The following is a 19,611-nucleotide window of genomic DNA, read 5'->3' on the forward strand; positions in this document are numbered from 1 at the left end:
CTGCTCGGTCCGTTGCGAGAGGCCGGCGACCACGGGCCGCCGGGGAACTGTCCTACCCACTTACCCGGCCCCTACGGCGGCGTCTCGCGCAGCACATAACCGACGCCGCGCACGGTGTGGATGAGCCGCAGCTCACCCTCGGCCTCGGTCTTGCGGCGCAGGTATCCGATGTAGACCTCGAGCGCATTGCCGGAGGTGGGAAAGTCGTAGCCCCACACCTCCTCCAGAATGCGGCTGCGGGTCAGCACCCGGCGCGGATTGGCCATCAGCATTTCCAGCAGCGAGAACTCGGTGCGGGTGAGGCTGATCTGGCGTTCGCCGCGCAGCACTTCCCGGGTGACCGGGTCCAGTGAGAGATCGGCGAAGGTCATGGTCTCCGAGGATTCGGAGGCGTCGGAGGTGGTGCGGCGCAGCAGCGCGCGCAGCCGGGCCAGCAGCTCCTCGAGCGCGAAGGGCTTGGGCAGGTAGTCGTCGGCACCGGCGTCCAGACCGGCCACCCGCTCGGATACCGAATCCCGTGCGGTGAGTACCAGAATCGGCAGATCGTCGCCGGTGCTGCGGAGGCGGCGGCATACCTCGAGGCCGTCCAGGCGGGGCATCATCACATCGAGCACGAGGGCGTCGGGTCGCTGGCTGGCGGTCTTCTCGAGGGCATCCAGACCGTCGACGGCGAGTTCCACGGTGTACCCGTTGAAGGTCAGCGAGCGACGTAGCGATTCACGAACCGCCCGGTCGTCGTCGACTACCAGAATGCGCATGGCCTCCAGTCTGCCCACAGCGACTGAGAGGTGACTGAGAAGGGTGCCTTCGACACGCCGGGCATCCTGGGCGGGTGACCTGCACGTTTCACGAAAAGTACGTGAAGGGTCATCGACCGCGCACCTATTCCTATTCGAAAGATGTTGTGGCAAGGCAGCATTCGGAGTCTCATACAGCGAGTTGTCCGAATTGCCGTTACTCAGCCCACGCGGTATGTTGCAGGCCGTACAAAAAGACCTCTAGTTGGTTCCGCGCGGGTATCTGCCCCAAAGCCGTACAACCGCATAAGACCCGGGGGTCACTTCTTGAAAGCGGAGGCGACGGAAGCGGGATGGAAGCTGCCCCTCGGTCTTGGCAATTCAGCCTGTCCAACTGGCCCGTAACCCGCAAGGTCGGCATCGTGCTCGTGCTGCCGGTACTCCTTGCCGCGACCTTCGCGGTTCTGCGAATCAACTCTGAGTTGCAGATCATCTCGAAGCTCGGTGCGGCCACCGAACAGGCCGAAGTATTCAGGCCAACAGTGAATTTCATATCCACCACGGACGAACTCGCGATCACCGCGATCGCCGGTTGGGGCAGTCAGGACGCCGACCCGGCGCTCGACGCCGCCGCCGCGAAGTTCGATCAGGCCGCGACCGTGCTGGAAACCCAGTTGCGCGTTTCCAATGTGGAACCGGCCATCAGCAAGGAGATGACGCAGGCCATCGCGTCGGCTCGGACCATGCGCAATAATCTGCGCTCCAGCAATCCGCAGACCCTCGGCGATCAAGCCGAAGCGGTCTCGACCCAGGTTCAGGGCGCGCTCGCCTATTCGTCCTCGGTATCGGATCTGCGCGTGCAGCAGCCGTTCCTGCAATTCGGTTCGGCCCTGACCGCGAGCCGCATCCTCACCCAGGAACGCATCATGCTGGCGGTGCCGGACGGCGGCAAGAACCCCGCCCTGCACACCAAGCTGCTGACCACCATCGGCGCCGAGCTCACCATGATCGAGGTGTTCCGCGGTCTGCTCCCGACCCAGGCGACCAGCGCCGACGCGCTCAAGGACGCCGCCTCGGCCCGCATCGGCATCCTCATGCAGAACGTGCCCGACCCGGGCGTGCTTCCGGTCATGCAGGATTCGCTGCGCGCCAGCGCCGACGGCTATCGCAAGCAGATCACCGACGTCGCGTCGAACATGGACACCCAGCTGGCCGGGCTGACCACCGAGGCGCGCAATAACGTTCTCCGCGATACCTCGATCGTTATCGGCATGCTGCTGGCCGGTCTGGCCATCGCCCTCGTGGTGGCCCGCTCGCTGGTCGTCCCGGTCCGCCGCCTGCGACGGGATGCCTTGCAGGTCGCGCACATCGACCTGCCGCAGGAACTCGAGGTGGTGCGCGCCGGTGGCGTCACCCCCGAGATCACGCCGGTCGATGTGCACACCACCGAGGAGATCGGACAGCTCGCCCGAGCCGTCGACGATATCCACGCGCAGGCGCTGCACCTCGCCGCCGACCAGGCGCGTCTGCGCCTGCAGATCGGCAATATGTTCGAGACCCTTTCCCGCCGTAGCCAATCGCTCGTCGAGCAGCAGCTGACGCTGATCGAGGAGCTGGAACGCGACGAGGACGACTCCGAACGCCTGCAGAGCCTGTTCCGCCTCGACCACCTCGCCACCCGCATGCGCCGAAACGGCGACAACCTGCTGGTGCTGGCCGGAACCGCATTGCGCCGTGGCCATCTCGCCCCGGTGCCGCTGTCCGACATGCTGTGGTCCTCGGTCTCGCAGGTGGAGGACTACCAGCGCGTCGAGATCGGCACCGTGCCCGACGGCATCGTCGCCGGTGAGCCCGCGGTCGATATCGAACACCTGCTGGCCGAACTGATCGACAACGCACTGCGCTACTCACCGCCCTCCACTCCGGTGGCGGTCTCGGTGGCGCGCGCGGTGGACGGCGGCTATCTCATCGAGATCACCGACCGCGGTCTGGGCATGAATGCCGAAGACCTGCAATCCATCAACGACCGGCTCGCCTCCGGTGGTGAGGTCAATGTCGAGACCGCCCGCCGCATGGGTCTTTTCGTCGTCGGCCGCCTGGCGCACCGGCACCACATCACGGTCAGCCTGCGCCGCACCTCGGCCATGGTGCAGCAGCCCGGCATCACCGCCAGCGTGCACCTACCGGGCACGCTGGTCTCGCCCGCACCCGAGCGCAGCGGCGATCCGACCGGGCAGTTCCCGGTGACGGCCGCACTGCCGGTCGCGCCGAATGCCGCGGGAATTCCGCAGTCGCCGATCTCGGCGCCGCAGCCGGTCATCGCGCCGCCGCGGCTCACACCGGTGCCGAACCCGCCGGAACCGGCCAATGGTCCGAACACCGGGCGCTTCGGCGTCACCAGTTCCGGACTGCCGCAGCGCAGGACGCCGGGCATGGACACCGGTGAGCAGCCGGTGATCTCCGGATTCGGCGAGGAGCAGCCGGTCGATCGCTTCTCCGACGGATTCACCGACGCCTTCGCCGAACCCGGCGATGCGAGCGCCTACGGCCTCACCCCGCAGCGACCGGAACCGGCCGCGCCGCAGGCACAGCCGCAGGTCGACTTCTGGGGCGACGGCGGCAATGCGGAACCGGAGCCCGAACCCGCCGCACCAATGGGTAACGGCGGCAATGGCACCGGCGGGTATGGCTACGGCAATGCCGGTGACAACGGCAATACCGGCGGATACACCAGCTTCGGCAATGACGCCGCACCGAGCCGCTCCTTCGGCGGCAATAACGACAGCGGCAACGGTAGTAACAACAGCGGCAACGGCAGTGGCAACGGCGCCAATGGCAATGCCTGGAACGGTGGCAATCCCGTTGCGGCCGCGCCCGCCGCGCAGCGTCCGGCCGCCACGCAGACCGGGCTGCGTCCGGTCGGCGAGGCACCGACTCCGATCTATCAGCGGATGGTCTCGGAGTGGCTGGTTGAGCCGGCCGCCGGCACCGATCAGTCCGGTGCGGCCTGGTCTTCCTCCTCGGATGCGGGCTGGGCCGCCGCCGCGGAGGCCGCCAATCCGGACACCAATGACCGCACCCAGGGTGGGCTGCCGATCCGACGACCGGGCGCACAACTCGTGCCCGGCGCGGTGGTGCAGAACGACGAGGACGCCGCCCGAAATCCTGACGAGATCCGCAACAGCCTGACCAGGCACCTCAGCGGCGTTCGCTCCGGGCGAGCCGACTCCCAGTACAACGACGGAGGGCATGAATGACCGACACCCAGAGCACCACGAATGAGAACCTGAACTGGTTGGTCACTCGATTCACCCGGGAGGTGCCGGGCGTCTCGCACGCCGTCCTGGTCTCCGCCGACGGGCTGTTGCAGGCCACCAGCCCGCATCTGCCGGCTGATCGGGGTGAGCAGCTGGCAGCGGTGACGGCCGGTCTGGCGAGCCTGGCCACGGGTGCCGCCCAGCTCTTCGAGGGCGGCAAGGTGATGCAGTCCATCGTGGAGATGCAGCGCGGCTACCTGCTGGTCATGACCGTCGGCAATGGTTCGCACCTGGCGGTGCTGGCCAATAAGCAGCACGACATCGGCCGCATCGGGTACGAGATGGCGCTACTGGTCGACCGGGTCGGGTCCGTGGTCCAGGCCACCGCCCGCACTGCCTGATGAGCCGCCGATGACCATTCCGAACGGTGGATCCGGCAACCGGCCACCGACCCGTGTCCGTCCCTACGCGCTGACGTCCGGCCGCACCGAACCGGCAGTCGAACTGCCGCTCGAGGCCGTCGTCGAGACCCTGTCCTACACCGCCCATTTCGACTGGCCCGCCGGTGACATCCGCACCGAGATCCTGCGGATGGGTACGGCCCGTTTGTCGGTCGCGGAGATCGCGGCCCACATGCAGCGGCCGCTGGGCATGATCCGGGTCGTCATCGGTGATCTCGTCGTCGCCGGAACCCTGCGCGTGCATTCGACTCTTAGCGACCAGGCGACCCTCGACGAGCGCCGTTCCTTGATGGAGAGGACCCTGCATGGACTCCGCGCCCTTTGACGGCGGAGGCTACAGCGGTGCGCCGCAGTATCCGAATGGCGGCGCTCGGTACCAGGGCCCGCAGTATCCGAATCAGGGCCTGACACAGCCGAATCCGGGTGGAGCCGTGCAGGGGCCGGGAGGTCCCCCGCAAGGCGCCGCACCGCAGTATCCGCCCCGCCCGGGCGAAGAGATCCGGGTCGCCTCGACAAAGATCGTGGTGGCGGGCGGCTTCGGCGCGGGCAAGACCACCTTCGTCGGCGCGGTCACCGAGATCGTGCCGCTGCGCACCGAGGCCATGGTGACCGGCATGTCGGACGGGGTCGACGATCTCGCCGCCACGCCCGGCAAGGAAACCACCACCGTGGCCATGGATTTCGGCCGCATCATCCTGCCCGGCAATATGGTGCTGTACCTGTTCGGCACGCCCGGGCAGCGACGGTTCTGGTTCATGTGGGACGACCTCATCAAGGGCGCCATCGGCGCGGTGGTGCTGGTGGACACCCGCCGCATCGAGGACAGCTTCGCGGCCGTGGACTTCTTCGAGGCCAAATCGCTGCCGTTCCTGGTCGCGGTCAACCGCTTCCCGGACGCCCCGCGCTTCCCGGTGGCGGAACTCCGCGAGGCGCTCAGCGTCCGCGAGGGGGTGCCGATCGTGGACATCGACGCCCGTGATCCGATCGAGGTACGGCGGGCGCTGGCGGCGGTCACCGAATACGCGATCGAACGGCTGATGACGGCGCAGCGCGAAACGGCGCGCCGCACCTAGCGATTCGGCACGGCCGATCCACAAGAGTGCGGTTTACGAAGGCAGGGGTTCTGGGTGATCTACTTCTCGATGGGCTACTGGGTCATCGGTCTGGCGCTGATCGTGTCGGCGTCGGGCGCGGCCTGCGGGCTCGCCTGTATCCGGCAGTCGACCAAGTCGGTGACCGCCCGGTTCCGGCTGGTCTGGGTGTTCGTCGCGGCGGCCTCCATCGGCGGTGTCGGCGTGGCCATGCCGGTGTTCATCTCGATGCTCGGGTTCGAGGCGAAGAACGGCCAGCTGCACTACGACACCACCATGACCACCCTGTTCTCGGCGCTGTCCGGGCTGACCGTGATGGCGGCGCTGCTGATCGCCGGTAGCAAGGTGAACTGGATCCGGCTGGCCGTCGGCGCGCTCGTCATGGCGGGCGGCATCGGGTCCGTCCATCTGCTGCTGCTGGCCGGAATCCGGGTGCAGGGCAGCACCGATCGCAGTGCGGTGTCGATCGTCGCGGTGTATGTGATCGCTCTGGTGCTCTCGGCGCTGACACTGTGGTTCAGCCTGACCGCGCGATCGGTGCCGGTGCTGCTGGCCGGGTCGATCGCGTACGCGGTCATGGTGGTCGGCATGCACTACGCCGGGCTGACCGGAGTCGAGGTCCACCTCGATCCGTCCGCGCCCACGGCGAAGGGGCAGATGCTGTTCGACTTCTTCGTGCCGTTCTTCGTGATCGGCTCGCTGTCGCTGGCCATTCCGATCACCGCCATCCTGGTGGCTCCGGACCGTCGCGAGGCGCGCATGGCCCCGGCCATCACGAATCCCGAAGCCGCGCACAGCGCCTCACTGGCCGTCGCCTCGCAGAACGCGGCGGCGCAGCAGGGCACGCGCCCGGTGCAATCGGTGCGCTGAAAACGCCATAAGCACAGCTCTTCTCGGGCCGGGTCGCGCAGGCGACTCGGCCCGAACCGCGTCGTGACGCTAGTTCGTACTCGGGTCGACCTGTTTCGCGGCGGGGCCGGGCAGCGCCTTACCGGGGTCGAGCAGGGCGAACAGCTCACCCTGTGGCGCGGCCAGGATCGCCATCCGGCCGAACGGTCCGTCCTCGGCGGGCATGAGCACGGTCGCGCCCAATTCCCCGGCGCGGGTGAGGCCCTCGTCGATGCCGTCGAATTGGAACCAGGCCAGCCAGTACGGCCGCTCGGGCACCTCACCGTTCACGCTGTCGTCGCTGATGCCGCCGACCGCGTCGGCCAGGCCCGGCGGGGTGAAGGAGGCGTAGCGCAGGGTTTCGCTGTCGAGTTCGCTGAAGCTGAAGCCGAACACCTCGGCGTAGAACTGCTTGGCGGCCGCGAAATCGCCGGTGTGCAGGTCGTTCCAGATGTACGCGCCATGCTCGTTGTGGACGGCCGCGCCATTGTGCGCCCGCGCCTCCCACACCGCGAAGGGTGCGCCCGCGGCATCGGCGGCCACGAACATGCGGCCGAATTCCATGACATCGAAGGGCGGCACCAGCATGCGCCCGCCCGCCGCGGTGATCTTGCCGGCGGTGGCATCCGCGTCCGCGACCGCGAAGTAGGTGGTCCACACCGAGGGCACGCCCGCTTCGGGTTTGGGTCCGATCCCGGCGACGGCCTGACCGTCGCGCAATGCCATCAGGTATCCCCCGGACTCCTCCCCGCCGCCTTGCACGTCCCAGCCGAACAGCTCCGCGTAGAACTCCCCGGCCTTGGCCGGATCGTCGACCTGACAGTCGACCCAGCACGGTGTGCCCGGGGGCCAAGCTTCGTTGCGTACAGGCATCCGTCATCCTTTCCCGCCTCCCCGCGACTTCAGCGCCCGGCTGAGAGCCGTTGACAGGCATGCATGCGAGGTTGAGTTGAGAGCCGACCCGACTCCGGACGTACCCGGCGAGTTACCCCGATCTCGCCGAATCAGTTGTCGAGTTCGCTCATAGCCGACCAGTCAACCACCGCGATATGGCCCACTGGGCGTGTCCGCCGAATTACAGTGACAGTCATGCGTTTCGGGCTGGATTACGCGGCAGGCCGACCCGACGCGAGCGCGATCCGGGCGGCCGGTTTCGACTTCGTGGTTCGTTATCTCTCCGCGGGCGGGCCCAGCTTGCCCGGCAAGCTGCTCACCCCCGCCGAGGCGGATGACCTGCGCGCACACGATATTTCGATCGTGTCGAACTGGGAGACCACCGCCGCTCGCATGCTGGACGGCTTCGGGGCGGGCGTCACCGATGCCCGGGCCGCGCTGGCGCAGGCGTTGCGCTGCGGCGGCCGCGCGGATCGTCCGATCTACTTTTCCGCCGATTTCGATGCGACGCCGCAGCAGCAGGGGGCCATCAATGCCTACCTGGATGGCGCGGCCACCGTGCTCGGTCGCGCGAATGTCGGTATCTACGGCGGCTATTGGCCGATCAGCCGAGCCCTGGACGCGGGCGTCGCGACCTGGGCGTGGCAGACCGTGGCCTGGTCCGGCGGCAATCTGGAACCGCGCCGATCCATCCTGCAGACCGGTCGGCAGGTGATCGTCGACGGCGTGGAATGCGACGTGAACGAAACCGACCGAATCGATTTCGGTCAGTGGGATGTGGAACGGGAGGAAACAGACTTGACGCCCGAACAGGACGAAATACTGCGCGATATCCAGACGCAGTTGCGCGGCCCCGGCCTGACGGGGTGGCCGCAACTCGGCGACGACACGCAGGGACACCACCGCACCGTGGTGGACGGGCTCGCCGCCGCGCTCGCCCAGATCGACGAATTACGCACGGAGATCAGCGAACTGGAGGCCACGAACGCCGAACTCGCCAATGAGGTGGCGCGACTGTCGGGTCACCACTGGCCGTTCCCGTTCTCACTCATCGAGGGACCGGCGACGCTGGTGGCCGAGCAGCTGGCGAAGCTGGAACAGCTGCTGCCGGACCTGCCGCTGCCCGGCTGGGGCGACGGACCGAACGGACATTCGCCGAAAGCCGGTCAAACAGGACAAGTTACCGGTCCAAATGATCGGATTGCGGCCTCAGACAGTCCAATTGGCTGATTTGTCGGATTATCTCCGGTGCCGCCGTAATTGCATTGCACGCGAGGGAATGGCTATCGACACGTTATCCGAACGGCCCCAGAAGTGGCGATGAGCGGGTTCTTCTGTATTCAGAAGAACCCGCCCTCGACACACGAGGATACCGGCGCAAGGCCACGAATTCACAACATTGAGAAGACTTTTTCGAACCTGCGACATTCCGCCCGCGAGATCAGAGCTTGTCCAGGTCGATCAGGCCCAGTCGCACCGCGCGCACCAGTTTGCGCGGAACCCGGTGCACCACACCGCCGACCGTGACCGGTACCAGGTCAGGCGGCGTGGCCTTCCATTGCGAACGTCGGCTGTGGGTATTCGATCGCGACATCCGCCGCTTCGGAACCGCCATGTCAGTTCTCCTCTCGCGCTGCCGAATTGTTGCCGCCGCGGGCCCGCTTGCCGTAGCGGCGTTCGAACTTCTCCACTCGTCCCGCGGTATCCAGCAAGCGCTGCGCACCGGTCCAGAACGGATGGGAATCGGAAGTCACATCGACGACGAGCAGCGGATAGGTATTGCCGTCCGACCATTCGACCGTGCGGTCGGAGACCGCGGTGGAACGGGTCAGAAACTGCTTTCCGGTACTCACATCGCGGAAGACGACCGGATGGTAATCGGGGTGGATTCCTGGTTTCATCTCATCACCTTTCGTGCTGGCGGGAACTTCCGTCACCGGCCGTAGTTGATCTTGTTGTGTCGCACGGCTCCTCGTGCTGCTCACCGAACGGGTCCTGCCACAGCGCCACCCGCTCCGGCGCGAACCGCACCTGACGCAGCTCGTCCGCATCGACCAGCGCCCAGTGCAGGGCATGCCGGATCTCGTCCGCATCGGCCTCGTGGACAAGGACCACCAGCGAGGTGTGCCGGTCGCCGAAGTGCTCATGCCAGCCCAGCTCGGCCATGATCCGGCGCTCCGGATCGGCCTGCTCGAGTTCCCCGGGAGTCATGGCGGCCAGCCACTTTCCCGCCCCGCCGACCCGCATACCGCCGCCCGCGGACTCCAGCCACACCACCTCCTCGGGCTGCGTGGCCAGCCAGACCCGGCCGCGCGCGCTCACCACGCCGTCCAGGAGCACATCGATCGCCGAATGCAGACGATCCGGATGGAACGGGCGATCGGTGGCGAATTCCAGCAGCGTCACACCGCAATCCGATTCCAGCGGCGGCATGCCGCGCAGCAGCGGCACGTGCGGATCGAACGCCTCGCCCCGTCGCGCGTCCTCCGGAATCCGGCGCAGCAGCCAGGTCAGATCCGCGGCCCCGAGCATGCCGGGCTGATCGGCCCAGGCGATCGGTGCGCGCGGGGCGAGCCGGGCCAGCACCGCGGCGGTGCGCATGCGCTCCTCCGGATCGGTCCCCGCATCGAAACCGATCAGGGCATCGGCGAATTCGACCTGCCCGACCGCCAGCTGGGCGATGGTGCGCTCATCCTCGGCCGTGGCGTGACCGCGTTCGGCCAGGGTCTCGTCGCCGGTGGCATCGGCCAGCCAATCCCGGCCATCCAGGCAGGTGAGCACGGCCTCGATGCGCACGCTGCGCCCGGCCGGGCCGTCCACGCGGCCGACCACGCCGGACACCGCCACATCAGTGATGGCCTGGCACACCGCCTCGGCCTCGAAGGCCGGATCGAGCGCGAGCACGATGCGCCGCACCGAATCCCGCTCGGCGAGCAGGCACAGGAACGGCAGTAGGTCGGCGCGCAGAGTGCACGACACACAGCCGTGCGCGAGCTCGAGCACGGACTCGGTCTCGCGGTCGTCGATCCGCACGGTCCGGCGCACCACGCCCTGCCGCAGTTCGCCGAGATCGTGCCGCACCACCGCGGTGCCCGGTTCATCGCAGAGCAGGCGGGCGGCCCGTTCGACCCCGTCGGCGGCGCGGCCCGGGAGGCCCGCGACGACCAGCACGGGCTTGCGTCGGTCAGGCCCGTTCGAGCTGAGCTGGGACTCCACCGGTCCCCCTTTCGACAACGATTTTCATTTACCGAGAACGGACTGTACCTTGGAATAAGTTCGTTGTCGAAAACGATTGTCATCAACAGTAAGAACCGGAAGGGAGTCCCCATGTCGGCCATCTGCCAGGTCACCGGCCGTAAGCCGGGCTTCGGCAAGTCCGTATCGCACTCGCACAAGCGGACCAACCGGCGCTGGGACCCCAATATCCAGCGCAAGACCTACTACCTACCCAGTGAGGACCGCCGCATCACGCTGCGGGTCTCCGCCAAAGGCATCAAGACCATCGACCGCGACGGCATCGAAGCGGTCGTCGCCCGGCTTCGCGCTCGCGGCGACAAGATCTGAAGGAGCTGACGATGGCATCGAAGTCGACCGATATCCGACCGATCATCAAGCTGAAGTCCACCGCCGGAACCGGGTACACCTACGTCACCCGCAAGAACCGGCGCAATGATCCCGACCGCATGGTGCTGCGCAAATACGACCCCGTCGTCCGCAAGCACGTCGACTTCCGCGAGGACCGCTGACGTGGCCAAGAAGTCGAAGATTGCCAAAAACGAAGAGCGCAAAAAGATCGTCGCCCGCTATGCCGATCGGCGCGCGGAACTGAAGGAGATCATCCGCAAACCCTCCAGTTCGGACGAGGCGCGGGAGGCCGCGCAGGCCGCCCTGGCACGGCTTCCGCGCGATGCCAGTCCGGTACGATTGCGCAATCGGGACGCCGCGGACGGACGCCCGCGCGGACATCTCCGGAAGTTCGGCCTCTCACGAATACGCGTGCGTGAGATGGCTCATCGGGGAGAGCTGCCCGGTGTACACAAATCGAGCTGGTAAAGAACCCACAGATCTCGTGAGTAAGGAACCGCTGACATGGCAGTGAAGCGAGCACCGTCGAAGAAGGTCCGCGCCGAGCAGGCCCGACGTCCCAAGAAGAATCCCCTCATCTCCGCCGGCGTCGAAACCGTCGACTACAAGGACGTGAACCTGCTTCGCACGTTCATCTCCGACCGCGGCAAGATCCGCAGCCGCCGCGTGACGGGTCTGACCCCGCAGCAGCAGCGTCAGGTCGCCGTCGCGGTGAAGAACGCCCGCGAGATGGCGCTGCTCCCGTTCACGAGCACCAAGTAGCGGCGCGTCTCCAGAGGGGACCAAAAGCAAAGTGCCCCCGATGCTTTCGCATCGGGGGCACTTTTACTATCAGGAGTGTGGGGGCGCACCCCCACTACCTCACCTCACGGGATCGTGAGGACCTGGCCCGCATTGATGGAATCCGGGTCGGGGATTCCATTGGCGTCCGCGATCTGCTGGTAGCGGTTGCCGTCGCCGTAGAAGCGCTCGGCGATCGCCCATAGGGTGTCGCCCGGCTCGACCGTGTAGGTCTGCGCGGCGGGCGGCGGCGGGGGTGCGTCCTCGACGGCGGCGGCCTGGGTGACCGGCTCCTCCGGGGCAGCGAGGGGGTTGTCGGTCTGGGTGCCGCTGGACCAGACGGCGCTGCCGTCACCGGCGTACAGCACGACATTGCGGTCAGGCTGCACGACAAGGCGATCGGCGCCCTTGCCATTGGTCTCGGTGGACCAGGCCGCGCCACCGTCGGACTTGTAGACCACGAAGTTGCCGTCGTCCTGCAGCACGGCGCGGTTGACACCCTGGCCGTGGGTGAGGGTCGACCACACCACATTGCCGTCGGGCTCGGACAACACGAGGTTGCCATCATCTTGCAGAGTCAGGGAGTAAGCGCCGCCCTTGAGCGACTCTCCCAGACCGAGTTCTTCGCCGACTTTCAACGAGTCGCCCACGGTGGGTCCTTTCCGGAGGGGGGATCATCAGGTAAAGCCGATGGCACGGAACTTCATTCGCAACATCTGAATCGAGGTTACTGGCCAGAACCGGACACGCGCAGGGATTACGCGCCGAGTCCCCGGATAATTTGACTCGCTGTCGCTAGATATTCGCCACACCGTCACAACGGCTCCGACCGGTCGGACCGTTAGGGTTGTCGCCATGCACGGGAATCGGTTACTTCGCTCGACCACAGCCGCCTGCGTCGCGCTACTGAGCGTAACCCTCGCGGCCTGCGGAAACTCCGACAATGGCGGCGATCAGGCGAAGACGACGAGTGCGGCTTCCGCCACCACGACCGCCGCGCAGCCCACCGAGGCACCGGGCGGCAGCGTCGGCCGCACCTTCACCGCCGACCCGACCATCGTGAGCCCGCACCCGATTTCGTTCGACAGCTGGACCCGCGTCGGCCCCGACAAGATCGCGGTGAACTTCCAGACCGGATCGCCGGAGTGCTACGGCGTGGACGCCACCACCACGGAAACCGACAAAACGGTCACCATCGCATTGCGGGGCGGCACCCGCGCCGATGCGGTCGGCAAGATGTGCACGATGAACATCGTCTTCGGCACGCTCGAGATCCAGCTCAAAGCGCCGCTGGGCGACCGGAAAGTCGTGAGCGCCAGCTAGTTTCACGTAAGCAGCTCAAAAAAGCAGAGCCGGGGTGCGATCGCAGTAGCGATCACACCCCGGCTCTACTCGAATGCCTTGCGCCCCAAGACGCTCGGACTCAGTGGGCGAAGTGGCGCGAACCCGTCAGGTACAGGGTGACACCGGCCTCGCGGCACAGGTCGATGGTGTCCTTGTCGCGGATGGAACCACCCGGATGCACGATGGCGCGGACCCCGGCGGCGACCAGGATCTGCGGGCCGTCGGAGAACGGGAAGAACGCGTCCGACGCGGCGACCGAACCCTTGGCGCGGTCACCGGCGCGCTCGACCGCCAGCTTGCAGGAGTCGACCCGGTTGACCTGACCCATGCCGACACCCACCGCCGCGCCCGCATCGGCGAGCAGGATGGCGTTGGACTTCACGGCACGGCAAGCACGCCAGGCGAATTCGAGATCGCGCAGGGTCGCCTCGTCGGCGGCCTCGCCCGCGGCCAGGGTCCAGTTGGCCGCGCTGTCACCCTCGGCGTCCAGGATGTCGCGGTCCTGCAGCAGCACGCCGCCGCTGACCGGACGCAGCTCCGGGCCCTTGCGCTGGGCCGGATCGGCGATCAGCACGCGCACATTCTTCTTGCGCTGCAACACTTCCACCGCGCCATTGGCGTAGCCGGGGGCCACGACGACCTCGGTGAAGATCTCGGCGACCTGCTCGGCCATCTCGACGGAGACCTCGCGATTGGCCGCGATCACGCCGCCGTACGCGCTGACCGGGTCGGTGGCATGCGCCTTGCGGTGTGCCTCGGCGATATCCGCGCCGACGGCGATGCCGCACGGGTTGGCATGCTTGATCACCGCGACCGCGGGCTCGTCGAAGTCGTAGGCGGCACGCCAGGCGGCATCGGCGTCGGTGTAGTTGTTGTACGACATTTCCTTGCCGTGCAACTGCTTCGCCTGCGCCAGGCCCGGACGACCGGACTCGCTGGTGTACAGCGCGGCGGCCTGATGCGGGTTCTCGCCGTAGCGCAGCACCGAATCACGGTTCCAGGTCGCGCCGATCCACTCCGGGAAGCGCTGCGCGCCTTCGGCTTCGGCAGGGGCGACGGCCGGGACGGCGACGCTGGTCATCCAGCTGGCGACGGCCACATCGTAGGTGGCGGTGTGCTGGAAAGCCTTGGCGGCCAACGCGGTCCGCTGCGCGAGAGTGAAACCACCGGCCTGCACGGCCTCGAGCACCTCGGCGTAATCACCGGTGGAGACGACAACGCCGACGGACGGGTGGTTCTTGGCGGCGGCGCGCACCATGGACGGGCCGCCGATATCGATCTGCTCGACGCATTCGTCGATGCTCGCGCCGGAGGCCACGGTCTGGGTGAACGGGTAGAGGTTCACGACCACCAGTTGGAAGGCCTCGACGCCGAGCTCGACGAGCTGGTCGACATGCTCTTCGCGGCGGGTGTCGGCGAGGATGCCGGCGTGCACGCGCGGGTGCAGCGTCTTGACCCGGCCGTCCAGGGTCTCCGGGAAACCGGTCAGGTCTTCGACTTTGGTGACCGGGATGCCCGCGTCGGCGATCTTCCCGGCGGTCGAACCGGTCGACACCAGCTCGATCCCGGCGGCGTGCAGGCCGGAGGCCAGCTCGATCAGACCGGTCTTGTCATAGACGCTTACAAGGGCCCTCTTGATCGGCTTGCGCTCACTCACCGCAGAACTCGCTCATCTGGAATTACAGCCTTTCGTCCATCGGAGACAATGCCTCGCTCGGCGACGGCCGCGACGACCTCCGCCAGCAGCCGGCGTTCGACAACCTTGATGCGCTCGTGCAGCGAGTCCTCGTCGTCCTCGGGCAGCACCGCGACCGCCTCCTGCGCGAGGATCGGCCCGGTATCGACGCCGGAGTCGACCAGGTGCACGGTGGAACCGGTGACCTTCACCCCGTAGGCGAGCGCGTCCCGCACCCCGTGCGCGCCCGGGAACGCGGGCAGCAGCGCGGGATGGGTATTGATGATGCGGCCGCGGAAGCGATCCATGAACGCGGGCCCGAGGATCTTCATGAATCCGGCGGACACCACGAAGTCGGGCTGGAACATGTCGACCATTTCGGTCAGCGCGACATCCCATTCGGCGCGGCTCGCGAAATCACCGAGCGCGACCTCGAAGGTCGAGATGTCGAAGGCCTCCGCATGCCGGGTGGCGGCGCATTCCCGATCCACTCCGAGGGCGATGACCTGCGCCGGATAGCCCGGCTGCCGAGTCGCTTCGAGCAGTGAACGCAGCAGCGAGCCGGTGCCGGAGGCCAGCACGACAATGGTCGCGGGCGCGGTCGGCGGTAGCAGCTGGGCGGGCGTGGACGTCAGCGCACTACTCCCTGTTTTCGGGGCGGGAATGGGGACGGCGGCGGCGAAACCACCGCCTAAAGACTAGCGACCGTCCCCTTGCTACCTCTCCGGCAGGGCACATTCCGCCTCCCCGCGACTTCAGCGCCCGGCTCAGGTGCCGTTGGCAGTCCTGCATGCGTGCCTGCGGCAAGGTGCCGAAACTATTTTGGTGGTACCCGATGAGTTACCCGGACCTCACGAAATCAGTCGTCGCCTTCCACCACTTCGGCGTCGAGGATCTCTGATTCGTCGCCTGATTCACGGTGTGGCGCGGTGGCGAGGGCGGGCTGTTCCTCCAGGAGTTCGCCGTCCACCTCGACCGTGCGGTGCGGGGCGTCGTCTACGTCGTCGTAGTAGTCGTCAGCGTCGTCTTCGTAGTAGTCGTCCTCGTATTCGCCGTCATAATCGTCGTATTCGGCGGTCTCGTAGTCGTCGTCGTAATACTCGTCGTCGTCGTAGGCCGCCGCGCCGACTGCCGCGGGCAGGAACCACCGCGCGCCCAGCATGCCGACATACCCGGCCACCGCGAACCAGATGAACGCCAGCACGCCGGAGATCAGAATGTTCGGGCCGATCCAGCCGAAGGTGCCGAGGTCTCCCCCGGCCACCACGCCCAGCAGCATGAGCAGCACGGCCGCGACCGCGGCGGAGGTGAACGTCGCCCAGGGTGCGGTGATCCGGTCGCCGGAGGTGCGGCCACAATCCAGGCCGCCGAGCACGCCGATCGCCGCGGGCACGATGAGCAGCGCGATCCACCAGCCCGCCACGGGTCCGGACGGCACGGCCGCGGCCAGGGGCAGGGCGGGCACCGGCGCGCCCTGGATGTCGAACAGGCTCAGTGATCCCGGCCCTATGTGCGTCTGCCCGCCGAGCAGCACGCTCGCCGCGTCCACCAGCACATTCGGCAGATAGGCGAGGGACAGCAAGGTCAAACCCAGGACGCCGACGAAGTTCCCGGCGGAATGGTAGGTGTCGCCGATTCGCGACCAATGCGCCAGGAACGAGAAGAGGGTGAGCGCGGCGGCCGCGGCCAGCAGTCGTCCCACGCTGCGCACCCCGGCGCGCAGGCCCGGAACCACCCAGTGCGGCAGGGGAATCGGCAGCAGGTCGGTGAAATCGCGCCAGCGCCGCGAACCGATACCCAGTGCCGCGGCTAGTAGGTGCAGTCCGATCACCCAGGCGAAGGCCAGGGAGGTATTCGGGGGTTGCAGCGCCACCACGCCCGAGGCGTCGTCGGCGACGGCCAGGCAGACGGCGGTGATCAGCAGCGGCCCGCCCACGGCCGCGCCCGCGATCCAGCCGAGATCGGCTCGCGTGCACTCGGGTTCGGCGGCGCGGGCGCAATCCCGCACCACCAGCCACAACATCAGTGCGGTCGGCAGCAGTGGCCACAGCCCGATGCCGGTCTTGCCGATCACCAGCGGAATCTGATGCACCGCAAGCCAGCTCGCGGCAATGGCCCCGGACGAGCCGACCATGCCGCTGCCCGCCGCGAACAGGGTGCCGTAGACGATCGCGAAGATCAGCAGCAGCGTGATGCAGGAGGCGCGGGCGGCCACGATCAGCAGCACCCGGGCGCGCTCGGGAGTCAGCGATCCGAAACCGCCGCCGTCCCCGGAGTCCCCGCGCACCGGGCGGCGCGGCCGACCCCGCCGGGACTCGGCCCGCGGGCGGGAATCCCGGTCGAGCTCGGCCCGGTTGCTCAGGCGAGCGAGGGCAGTTTTCGGGGCACTCATGGACAACCAGCGTGGCAGCATCATCGAAACCAGGGGGTCAGGCGCGCCGACCGACCGGCCGCGACGCGCAGGGGTGAACAGGGCTGGACGGACCCAGAACGAAGCCGTGCCGAATCAAAACGGTGCCGAATCAAGCGGTGTCGAATCCAGCGGTGTTGAATCAAAGAAATGGAACGGCCCCCGGGAGGATCTCCCAGGGGCCGTTCGATATTCGATCCGAGGTCCGGAGACGACTACTTGTTCTGGTCGTCCTGTCCGGGGCGGAAGGCGCGCGTGGCATCGGCGGCCGGATCGGAGGACTGCTCGCCACCGAACGGCTGGGCCGGACGCTGCCCGGGCTGGCTGCCGAAGTGCTGGGTCGCGTCCGCGCTACCCGGCTGCTGGCCGTAGGACTGCTGGCCGAAACCGCCCGGCTGCTGACCGTAGGACGGCTGCGAAGGCTGCGACGGCTGCTGGCCATAGGTCGGCTGCGAACCGGTGCCGTATCCGGCGGGCTGCTGCTGCTGACCGTAGGACGGCTGCTGCTGGTACGAACCGCTGCCGTAACCCGCGGGCTGACCACCCTGCTGGGCGGGCTGACCGAAGGACGGCGCCTGGCCGGACTGGCCGTAGCCACCCTGCTGGCCGAACGACGGCTGCTGGTACTGCGATCCGCTCTGGCTGAACGGCTGACCGTAACCACCCTGCGGCGCAGCGGGTTTCGGAGCCGGGGCCTTGATGATGCCGACCTCGAACAGCACCGCACCGATCGCGACCAAAGTCTGCACGAACGACAGGAACAGCACGATCCAGAAACCCCACCCGAGGGTGGATCCGGTCATGAACGCGCTGTCGACGCTGAAGGCCACGAACATGATGCCGAGGAATCCGGCCAGCGAGACCGCCGCGGCCACCGGCAGCAGATTCTGCTTGGGCAGCAGGGACAGTCCGGCCAGGAGTCCACCCAGCAGCAGGAAGGTGATGAGCGCACCGGTGCTGCCGATGTAGGCGAAGAAGCTCAGCGTCTCGCTGCCCCGGCCGCTCTCCTTCAGGAAGGGCGTGAACCCGAGCAGGAAGTTGATCACACCGAGCGCGGCCACGCCGACGGTGAGGAAGAAAGGCAGGCCCTTGCCCGCGATCGACGCCGCACTCCCACCGGCAGCGGGACCGCCCGAAGGCTGCGCGCCGTAGCCAGGTGCATTGGAAGGCGTCGGCTGGGGCGCGTTATATCCCGAGCCCCCGGTCGGGTATGACATGTCGTCGTCTCCTATCGAAGCGTTCACGAACTCTCCACGACGCTACTGCACTTGACGACCAGTGGCACCATGTACCACCCGCCGACACCGGACCGCAATACCTGGCTCGCCGCCCCGAGACTTCTGTGCACGGCTGAGAGCCGTTGGCGTTGGGTACGCATGGTGCGGTCGGGTGCCACACCAATTTTAGACGTACCCGGTGAGTTACCCGGACCTCACGAAATCAGTTGTCACCTTGGCAGATACACGGCGAAAGCCGCCTGCCTGATGCGGCAAGCGGCCTTCGAAGGCTCGCGGGGAGCGAGTCGCGCTGTGCTCGCAGCGCGCCTCGCTCGTGCGTCGTGAGCGACCTGTTATCAGGCGGTGATGCTGGCCTTCTCGAGGATTTCGCGCGCCAGGGCGGCGGTCTCGGACGGGGTCTTGCCGACCTTCACGCCCGCGGCCTCGAGGGCCTCCTTCTTGCCCTGGGCGGTGCCCGCACCGTCGGAGACGATGGCGCCGGCGTGGCCCATGGTCTTGCCCTCGGGAGCGGTGAAGCCCGCGACGTAGCCGACGACCGGCTTGGTGACATTGGCCTTGATGTAGGCCGCGGCACGCTCTTCGGCGTCGCCACCGATCTCACCGATCATGACGATCAGCTTGGTCTCGGGGTCCTTCTCGAACGCCTCGATGGCGTCGATGTGGGTGGTGCCGATGATCGGGTCGCCGCCGATGCCGATGGCGGTGGAGAAACCGAAGTCCCGCAGCTCGAACATCATCTGGTAGGTCAGGGTGCCGGACTTGGAGACCAAGCCGATCGGGCCCTTGCCCGCGATGGTCGCCGGGGTGATGCCGACCAGCGACTCGCCCGGGGTGATGATGCCGGGGCAGTTCGGGCCGATGATCCGGGTCTTGTTGCCCTTCTCCACGTTGTAGGCCCACGCGTACGCGGAGTCCTGCACCGGGATGCCCTCGGTGATGACCACGAGCAGCGGGATCTCCGCGTCGATGGCCTCGAGGATGGCGTCCTTGGAGAAGGCGGGCGGCACGAAGGCGATCGAGGTGTCGGCCCCGGTCTTCTCCATGGCCTCGGCGACGGTCGCGAAGACGGGGAGCTCGACGGTGTTGCCGTCCTTGTCCACGTGCGACACGGTGGTGCCGGCCTTGCGGGCGTTGACGCCGCCGACGACCTGGGTGCCGGCCTTCAGCATCAGTGCGGTGTGCTTGGTGCCCTCGCCGCCGGTGATGCCCTGGACGATGACCTTGTTGTCCTTGTTCAGGAAGATAGACATA

The 19,611-nt window shown here is 67.4% G+C and carries 22 protein-coding genes; 11 read left to right on the plus strand and 11 right to left on the minus strand.

Annotated features, from left to right (window positions below; genetic code table 11):
- Window positions 1-71: 71 nt before the first annotated feature.
- Complete coding sequence (locus AB0N05_RS02835) at window positions 72-758, minus strand: response regulator transcription factor (protein WP_364686745.1); 687 nt, start codon at window positions 756-758, stop codon at window positions 72-74.
- A gap of 332 nt (window positions 759-1,090) precedes the next feature.
- Here AB0N05_RS02835 and AB0N05_RS02840 point away from each other — a divergent pair, with 332 nt between their 5' ends.
- From AB0N05_RS02840 to AB0N05_RS02860, 5 genes are all read left to right on the plus strand, one after another.
- Window positions 1,091-3,994, plus strand: a complete 2,904-nt coding sequence (locus AB0N05_RS02840; RefSeq protein WP_364686748.1) for an ATP-binding protein — start codon at window positions 1,091-1,093, stop codon at window positions 3,992-3,994.
- Window positions 3,991-4,395 (plus strand): roadblock/LC7 domain-containing protein, encoded by a 405-nt coding sequence (locus tag AB0N05_RS02845; RefSeq protein WP_364686751.1) that lies wholly within the window; start codon window positions 3,991-3,993, stop codon window positions 4,393-4,395. The genes AB0N05_RS02840 and AB0N05_RS02845 overlap by 4 nt, the downstream gene beginning before the upstream one ends.
- A gap of 10 nt (window positions 4,396-4,405) precedes the next feature.
- Window positions 4,406-4,780 (plus strand): DUF742 domain-containing protein, encoded by a 375-nt coding sequence (locus AB0N05_RS02850; RefSeq protein ID WP_364686754.1) that lies wholly within the window; start codon window positions 4,406-4,408, stop codon window positions 4,778-4,780.
- Window positions 4,781-4,952: 172 nt separating this feature from the next.
- Window positions 4,953-5,528, plus strand: a complete 576-nt coding sequence (locus AB0N05_RS02855) for an ATP/GTP-binding protein (RefSeq protein ID WP_364687451.1) — start codon at window positions 4,953-4,955, stop codon at window positions 5,526-5,528.
- A gap of 54 nt (window positions 5,529-5,582) precedes the next feature.
- Window positions 5,583-6,416 carry a hypothetical protein gene (locus AB0N05_RS02860; protein ID WP_364686757.1) on the plus strand — a complete coding sequence of 278 codons (834 nt, stop codon included), beginning with the start codon at window positions 5,583-5,585 and terminating at the stop codon, window positions 6,414-6,416.
- A gap of 69 nt (window positions 6,417-6,485) precedes the next feature.
- Here the strand turns inward: AB0N05_RS02860 and AB0N05_RS02865 are convergent, their stop codons facing one another.
- On the minus strand, window positions 6,486-7,307 hold the full coding sequence (locus AB0N05_RS02865; protein WP_364686760.1) for a VOC family protein: 822 nt from the start codon (window positions 7,305-7,307) through the stop codon (window positions 6,486-6,488).
- Between the two features lie 216 nt (window positions 7,308-7,523).
- Between AB0N05_RS02865 and AB0N05_RS02870 the strand changes: the two genes are divergently transcribed.
- Window positions 7,524-8,558, plus strand: coding sequence for a DUF1906 domain-containing protein (locus AB0N05_RS02870; RefSeq protein WP_364686763.1), 1,035 nt, complete (start codon window positions 7,524-7,526; stop codon window positions 8,556-8,558).
- A gap of 211 nt (window positions 8,559-8,769) precedes the next feature.
- Here AB0N05_RS02870 and rpmF read toward each other — a convergent pair whose 3' ends face one another.
- Genes rpmF through AB0N05_RS02885 form a run of 3 tightly spaced genes read right to left on the minus strand, consistent with a single transcriptional unit; the run spans window position 8,770 to window position 10,544 of the window.
- A complete protein-coding gene (rpmF, locus tag AB0N05_RS02875; RefSeq protein WP_364686766.1) occupies window positions 8,770-8,943 on the minus strand; it encodes a 50S ribosomal protein L32 in 174 nt (57 codons plus the stop codon).
- A 1-nt stretch (window position 8,944) separates the two neighbouring features.
- The gene (locus tag AB0N05_RS02880; protein WP_364686769.1) at window positions 8,945-9,229 is read right to left on the minus strand and encodes a type B 50S ribosomal protein L31; all 285 of its coding nucleotides are present in this window, start codon (window positions 9,227-9,229) and stop codon (window positions 8,945-8,947) included.
- Window positions 9,230-9,233: 4 nt separating this feature from the next.
- On the minus strand, window positions 9,234-10,544 hold the full coding sequence (locus tag AB0N05_RS02885) for a GTP-binding protein (protein ID WP_364686772.1): 1,311 nt from the start codon (window positions 10,542-10,544) through the stop codon (window positions 9,234-9,236).
- A gap of 111 nt (window positions 10,545-10,655) precedes the next feature.
- On the opposite strand from AB0N05_RS02885, the gene rpmB reads away from it, so the two are divergent.
- Genes rpmB through rpsR form a run of 4 tightly spaced genes read left to right on the plus strand, consistent with a single transcriptional unit; the run spans window position 10,656 to window position 11,675 of the window.
- On the plus strand, window positions 10,656-10,892 hold the full coding sequence (gene rpmB / locus AB0N05_RS02890) for a 50S ribosomal protein L28 (protein ID WP_364686775.1): 237 nt from the start codon (window positions 10,656-10,658) through the stop codon (window positions 10,890-10,892).
- An 11-nt stretch (window positions 10,893-10,903) separates the two neighbouring features.
- Entirely contained in the window at window positions 10,904-11,074 is a 171-nt protein-coding gene (rpmG, locus tag AB0N05_RS02895) for a 50S ribosomal protein L33 (RefSeq protein ID WP_067533445.1), read from the plus strand.
- Between the two features lies 1 nt (window position 11,075).
- Window positions 11,076-11,381 carry a 30S ribosomal protein S14 gene (gene rpsN, locus AB0N05_RS02900; protein WP_364686779.1) on the plus strand — a complete coding sequence of 102 codons (306 nt, stop codon included), beginning with the start codon at window positions 11,076-11,078 and terminating at the stop codon, window positions 11,379-11,381.
- A 36-nt stretch (window positions 11,382-11,417) separates the two neighbouring features.
- Window positions 11,418-11,675 (plus strand): 30S ribosomal protein S18, encoded by a 258-nt coding sequence (rpsR, locus tag AB0N05_RS02905; protein ID WP_364686782.1) that lies wholly within the window; start codon window positions 11,418-11,420, stop codon window positions 11,673-11,675.
- A 104-nt stretch (window positions 11,676-11,779) separates the two neighbouring features.
- On the opposite strand, the gene AB0N05_RS02910 is transcribed toward rpsR, so the two are convergent.
- Window positions 11,780-12,343 carry a LysM peptidoglycan-binding domain-containing protein gene (locus AB0N05_RS02910; RefSeq protein ID WP_364686784.1) on the minus strand — a complete coding sequence of 188 codons (564 nt, stop codon included), beginning with the start codon at window positions 12,341-12,343 and terminating at the stop codon, window positions 11,780-11,782.
- Between the two features lie 205 nt (window positions 12,344-12,548).
- On the opposite strand from AB0N05_RS02910, the gene AB0N05_RS02915 reads away from it, so the two are divergent.
- Window positions 12,549-13,016: a hypothetical protein gene (locus tag AB0N05_RS02915; RefSeq protein WP_364686787.1), complete on the plus strand. Its 468-nt coding sequence runs from the start codon at window positions 12,549-12,551 to the stop codon at window positions 13,014-13,016.
- A gap of 100 nt (window positions 13,017-13,116) precedes the next feature.
- Here AB0N05_RS02915 and purH read toward each other — a convergent pair whose 3' ends face one another.
- From purH to sucD, 5 genes are all read right to left on the minus strand, one after another.
- A complete protein-coding gene (gene purH / locus AB0N05_RS02920) occupies window positions 13,117-14,694 on the minus strand; it encodes a bifunctional phosphoribosylaminoimidazolecarboxamide formyltransferase/IMP cyclohydrolase (RefSeq protein WP_364686790.1) in 1,578 nt (525 codons plus the stop codon).
- Entirely contained in the window at window positions 14,691-15,347 is a 657-nt protein-coding gene (gene purN / locus AB0N05_RS02925) for a phosphoribosylglycinamide formyltransferase (protein WP_364687453.1), read from the minus strand. Before purN ends, purH begins: the two co-directional genes overlap by 4 nt.
- A 224-nt stretch (window positions 15,348-15,571) precedes the next feature.
- Window positions 15,572-17,104: a DUF6350 family protein gene (locus AB0N05_RS02930; RefSeq protein WP_364686793.1), complete on the minus strand. Its 1,533-nt coding sequence runs from the start codon at window positions 17,102-17,104 to the stop codon at window positions 15,572-15,574.
- A 233-nt stretch (window positions 17,105-17,337) separates the two neighbouring features.
- The gene (locus tag AB0N05_RS02935; RefSeq protein WP_364686796.1) at window positions 17,338-18,339 is read right to left on the minus strand and encodes a DUF5336 domain-containing protein; all 1,002 of its coding nucleotides are present in this window, start codon (window positions 18,337-18,339) and stop codon (window positions 17,338-17,340) included.
- Between the two features lie 356 nt (window positions 18,340-18,695).
- On the minus strand, window positions 18,696-19,610 hold the full coding sequence (gene sucD / locus AB0N05_RS02940; protein ID WP_364686799.1) for a succinate--CoA ligase subunit alpha: 915 nt from the start codon (window positions 19,608-19,610) through the stop codon (window positions 18,696-18,698).
- Between the last annotated feature and the right edge of the window lies 1 nt (window position 19,611).

The organism is Nocardia sp. NPDC051030 (assembly GCF_040683015.1).
Taxonomy (GTDB): Bacteria; Actinomycetota; Actinomycetes; order Mycobacteriales; family Mycobacteriaceae; genus Nocardia.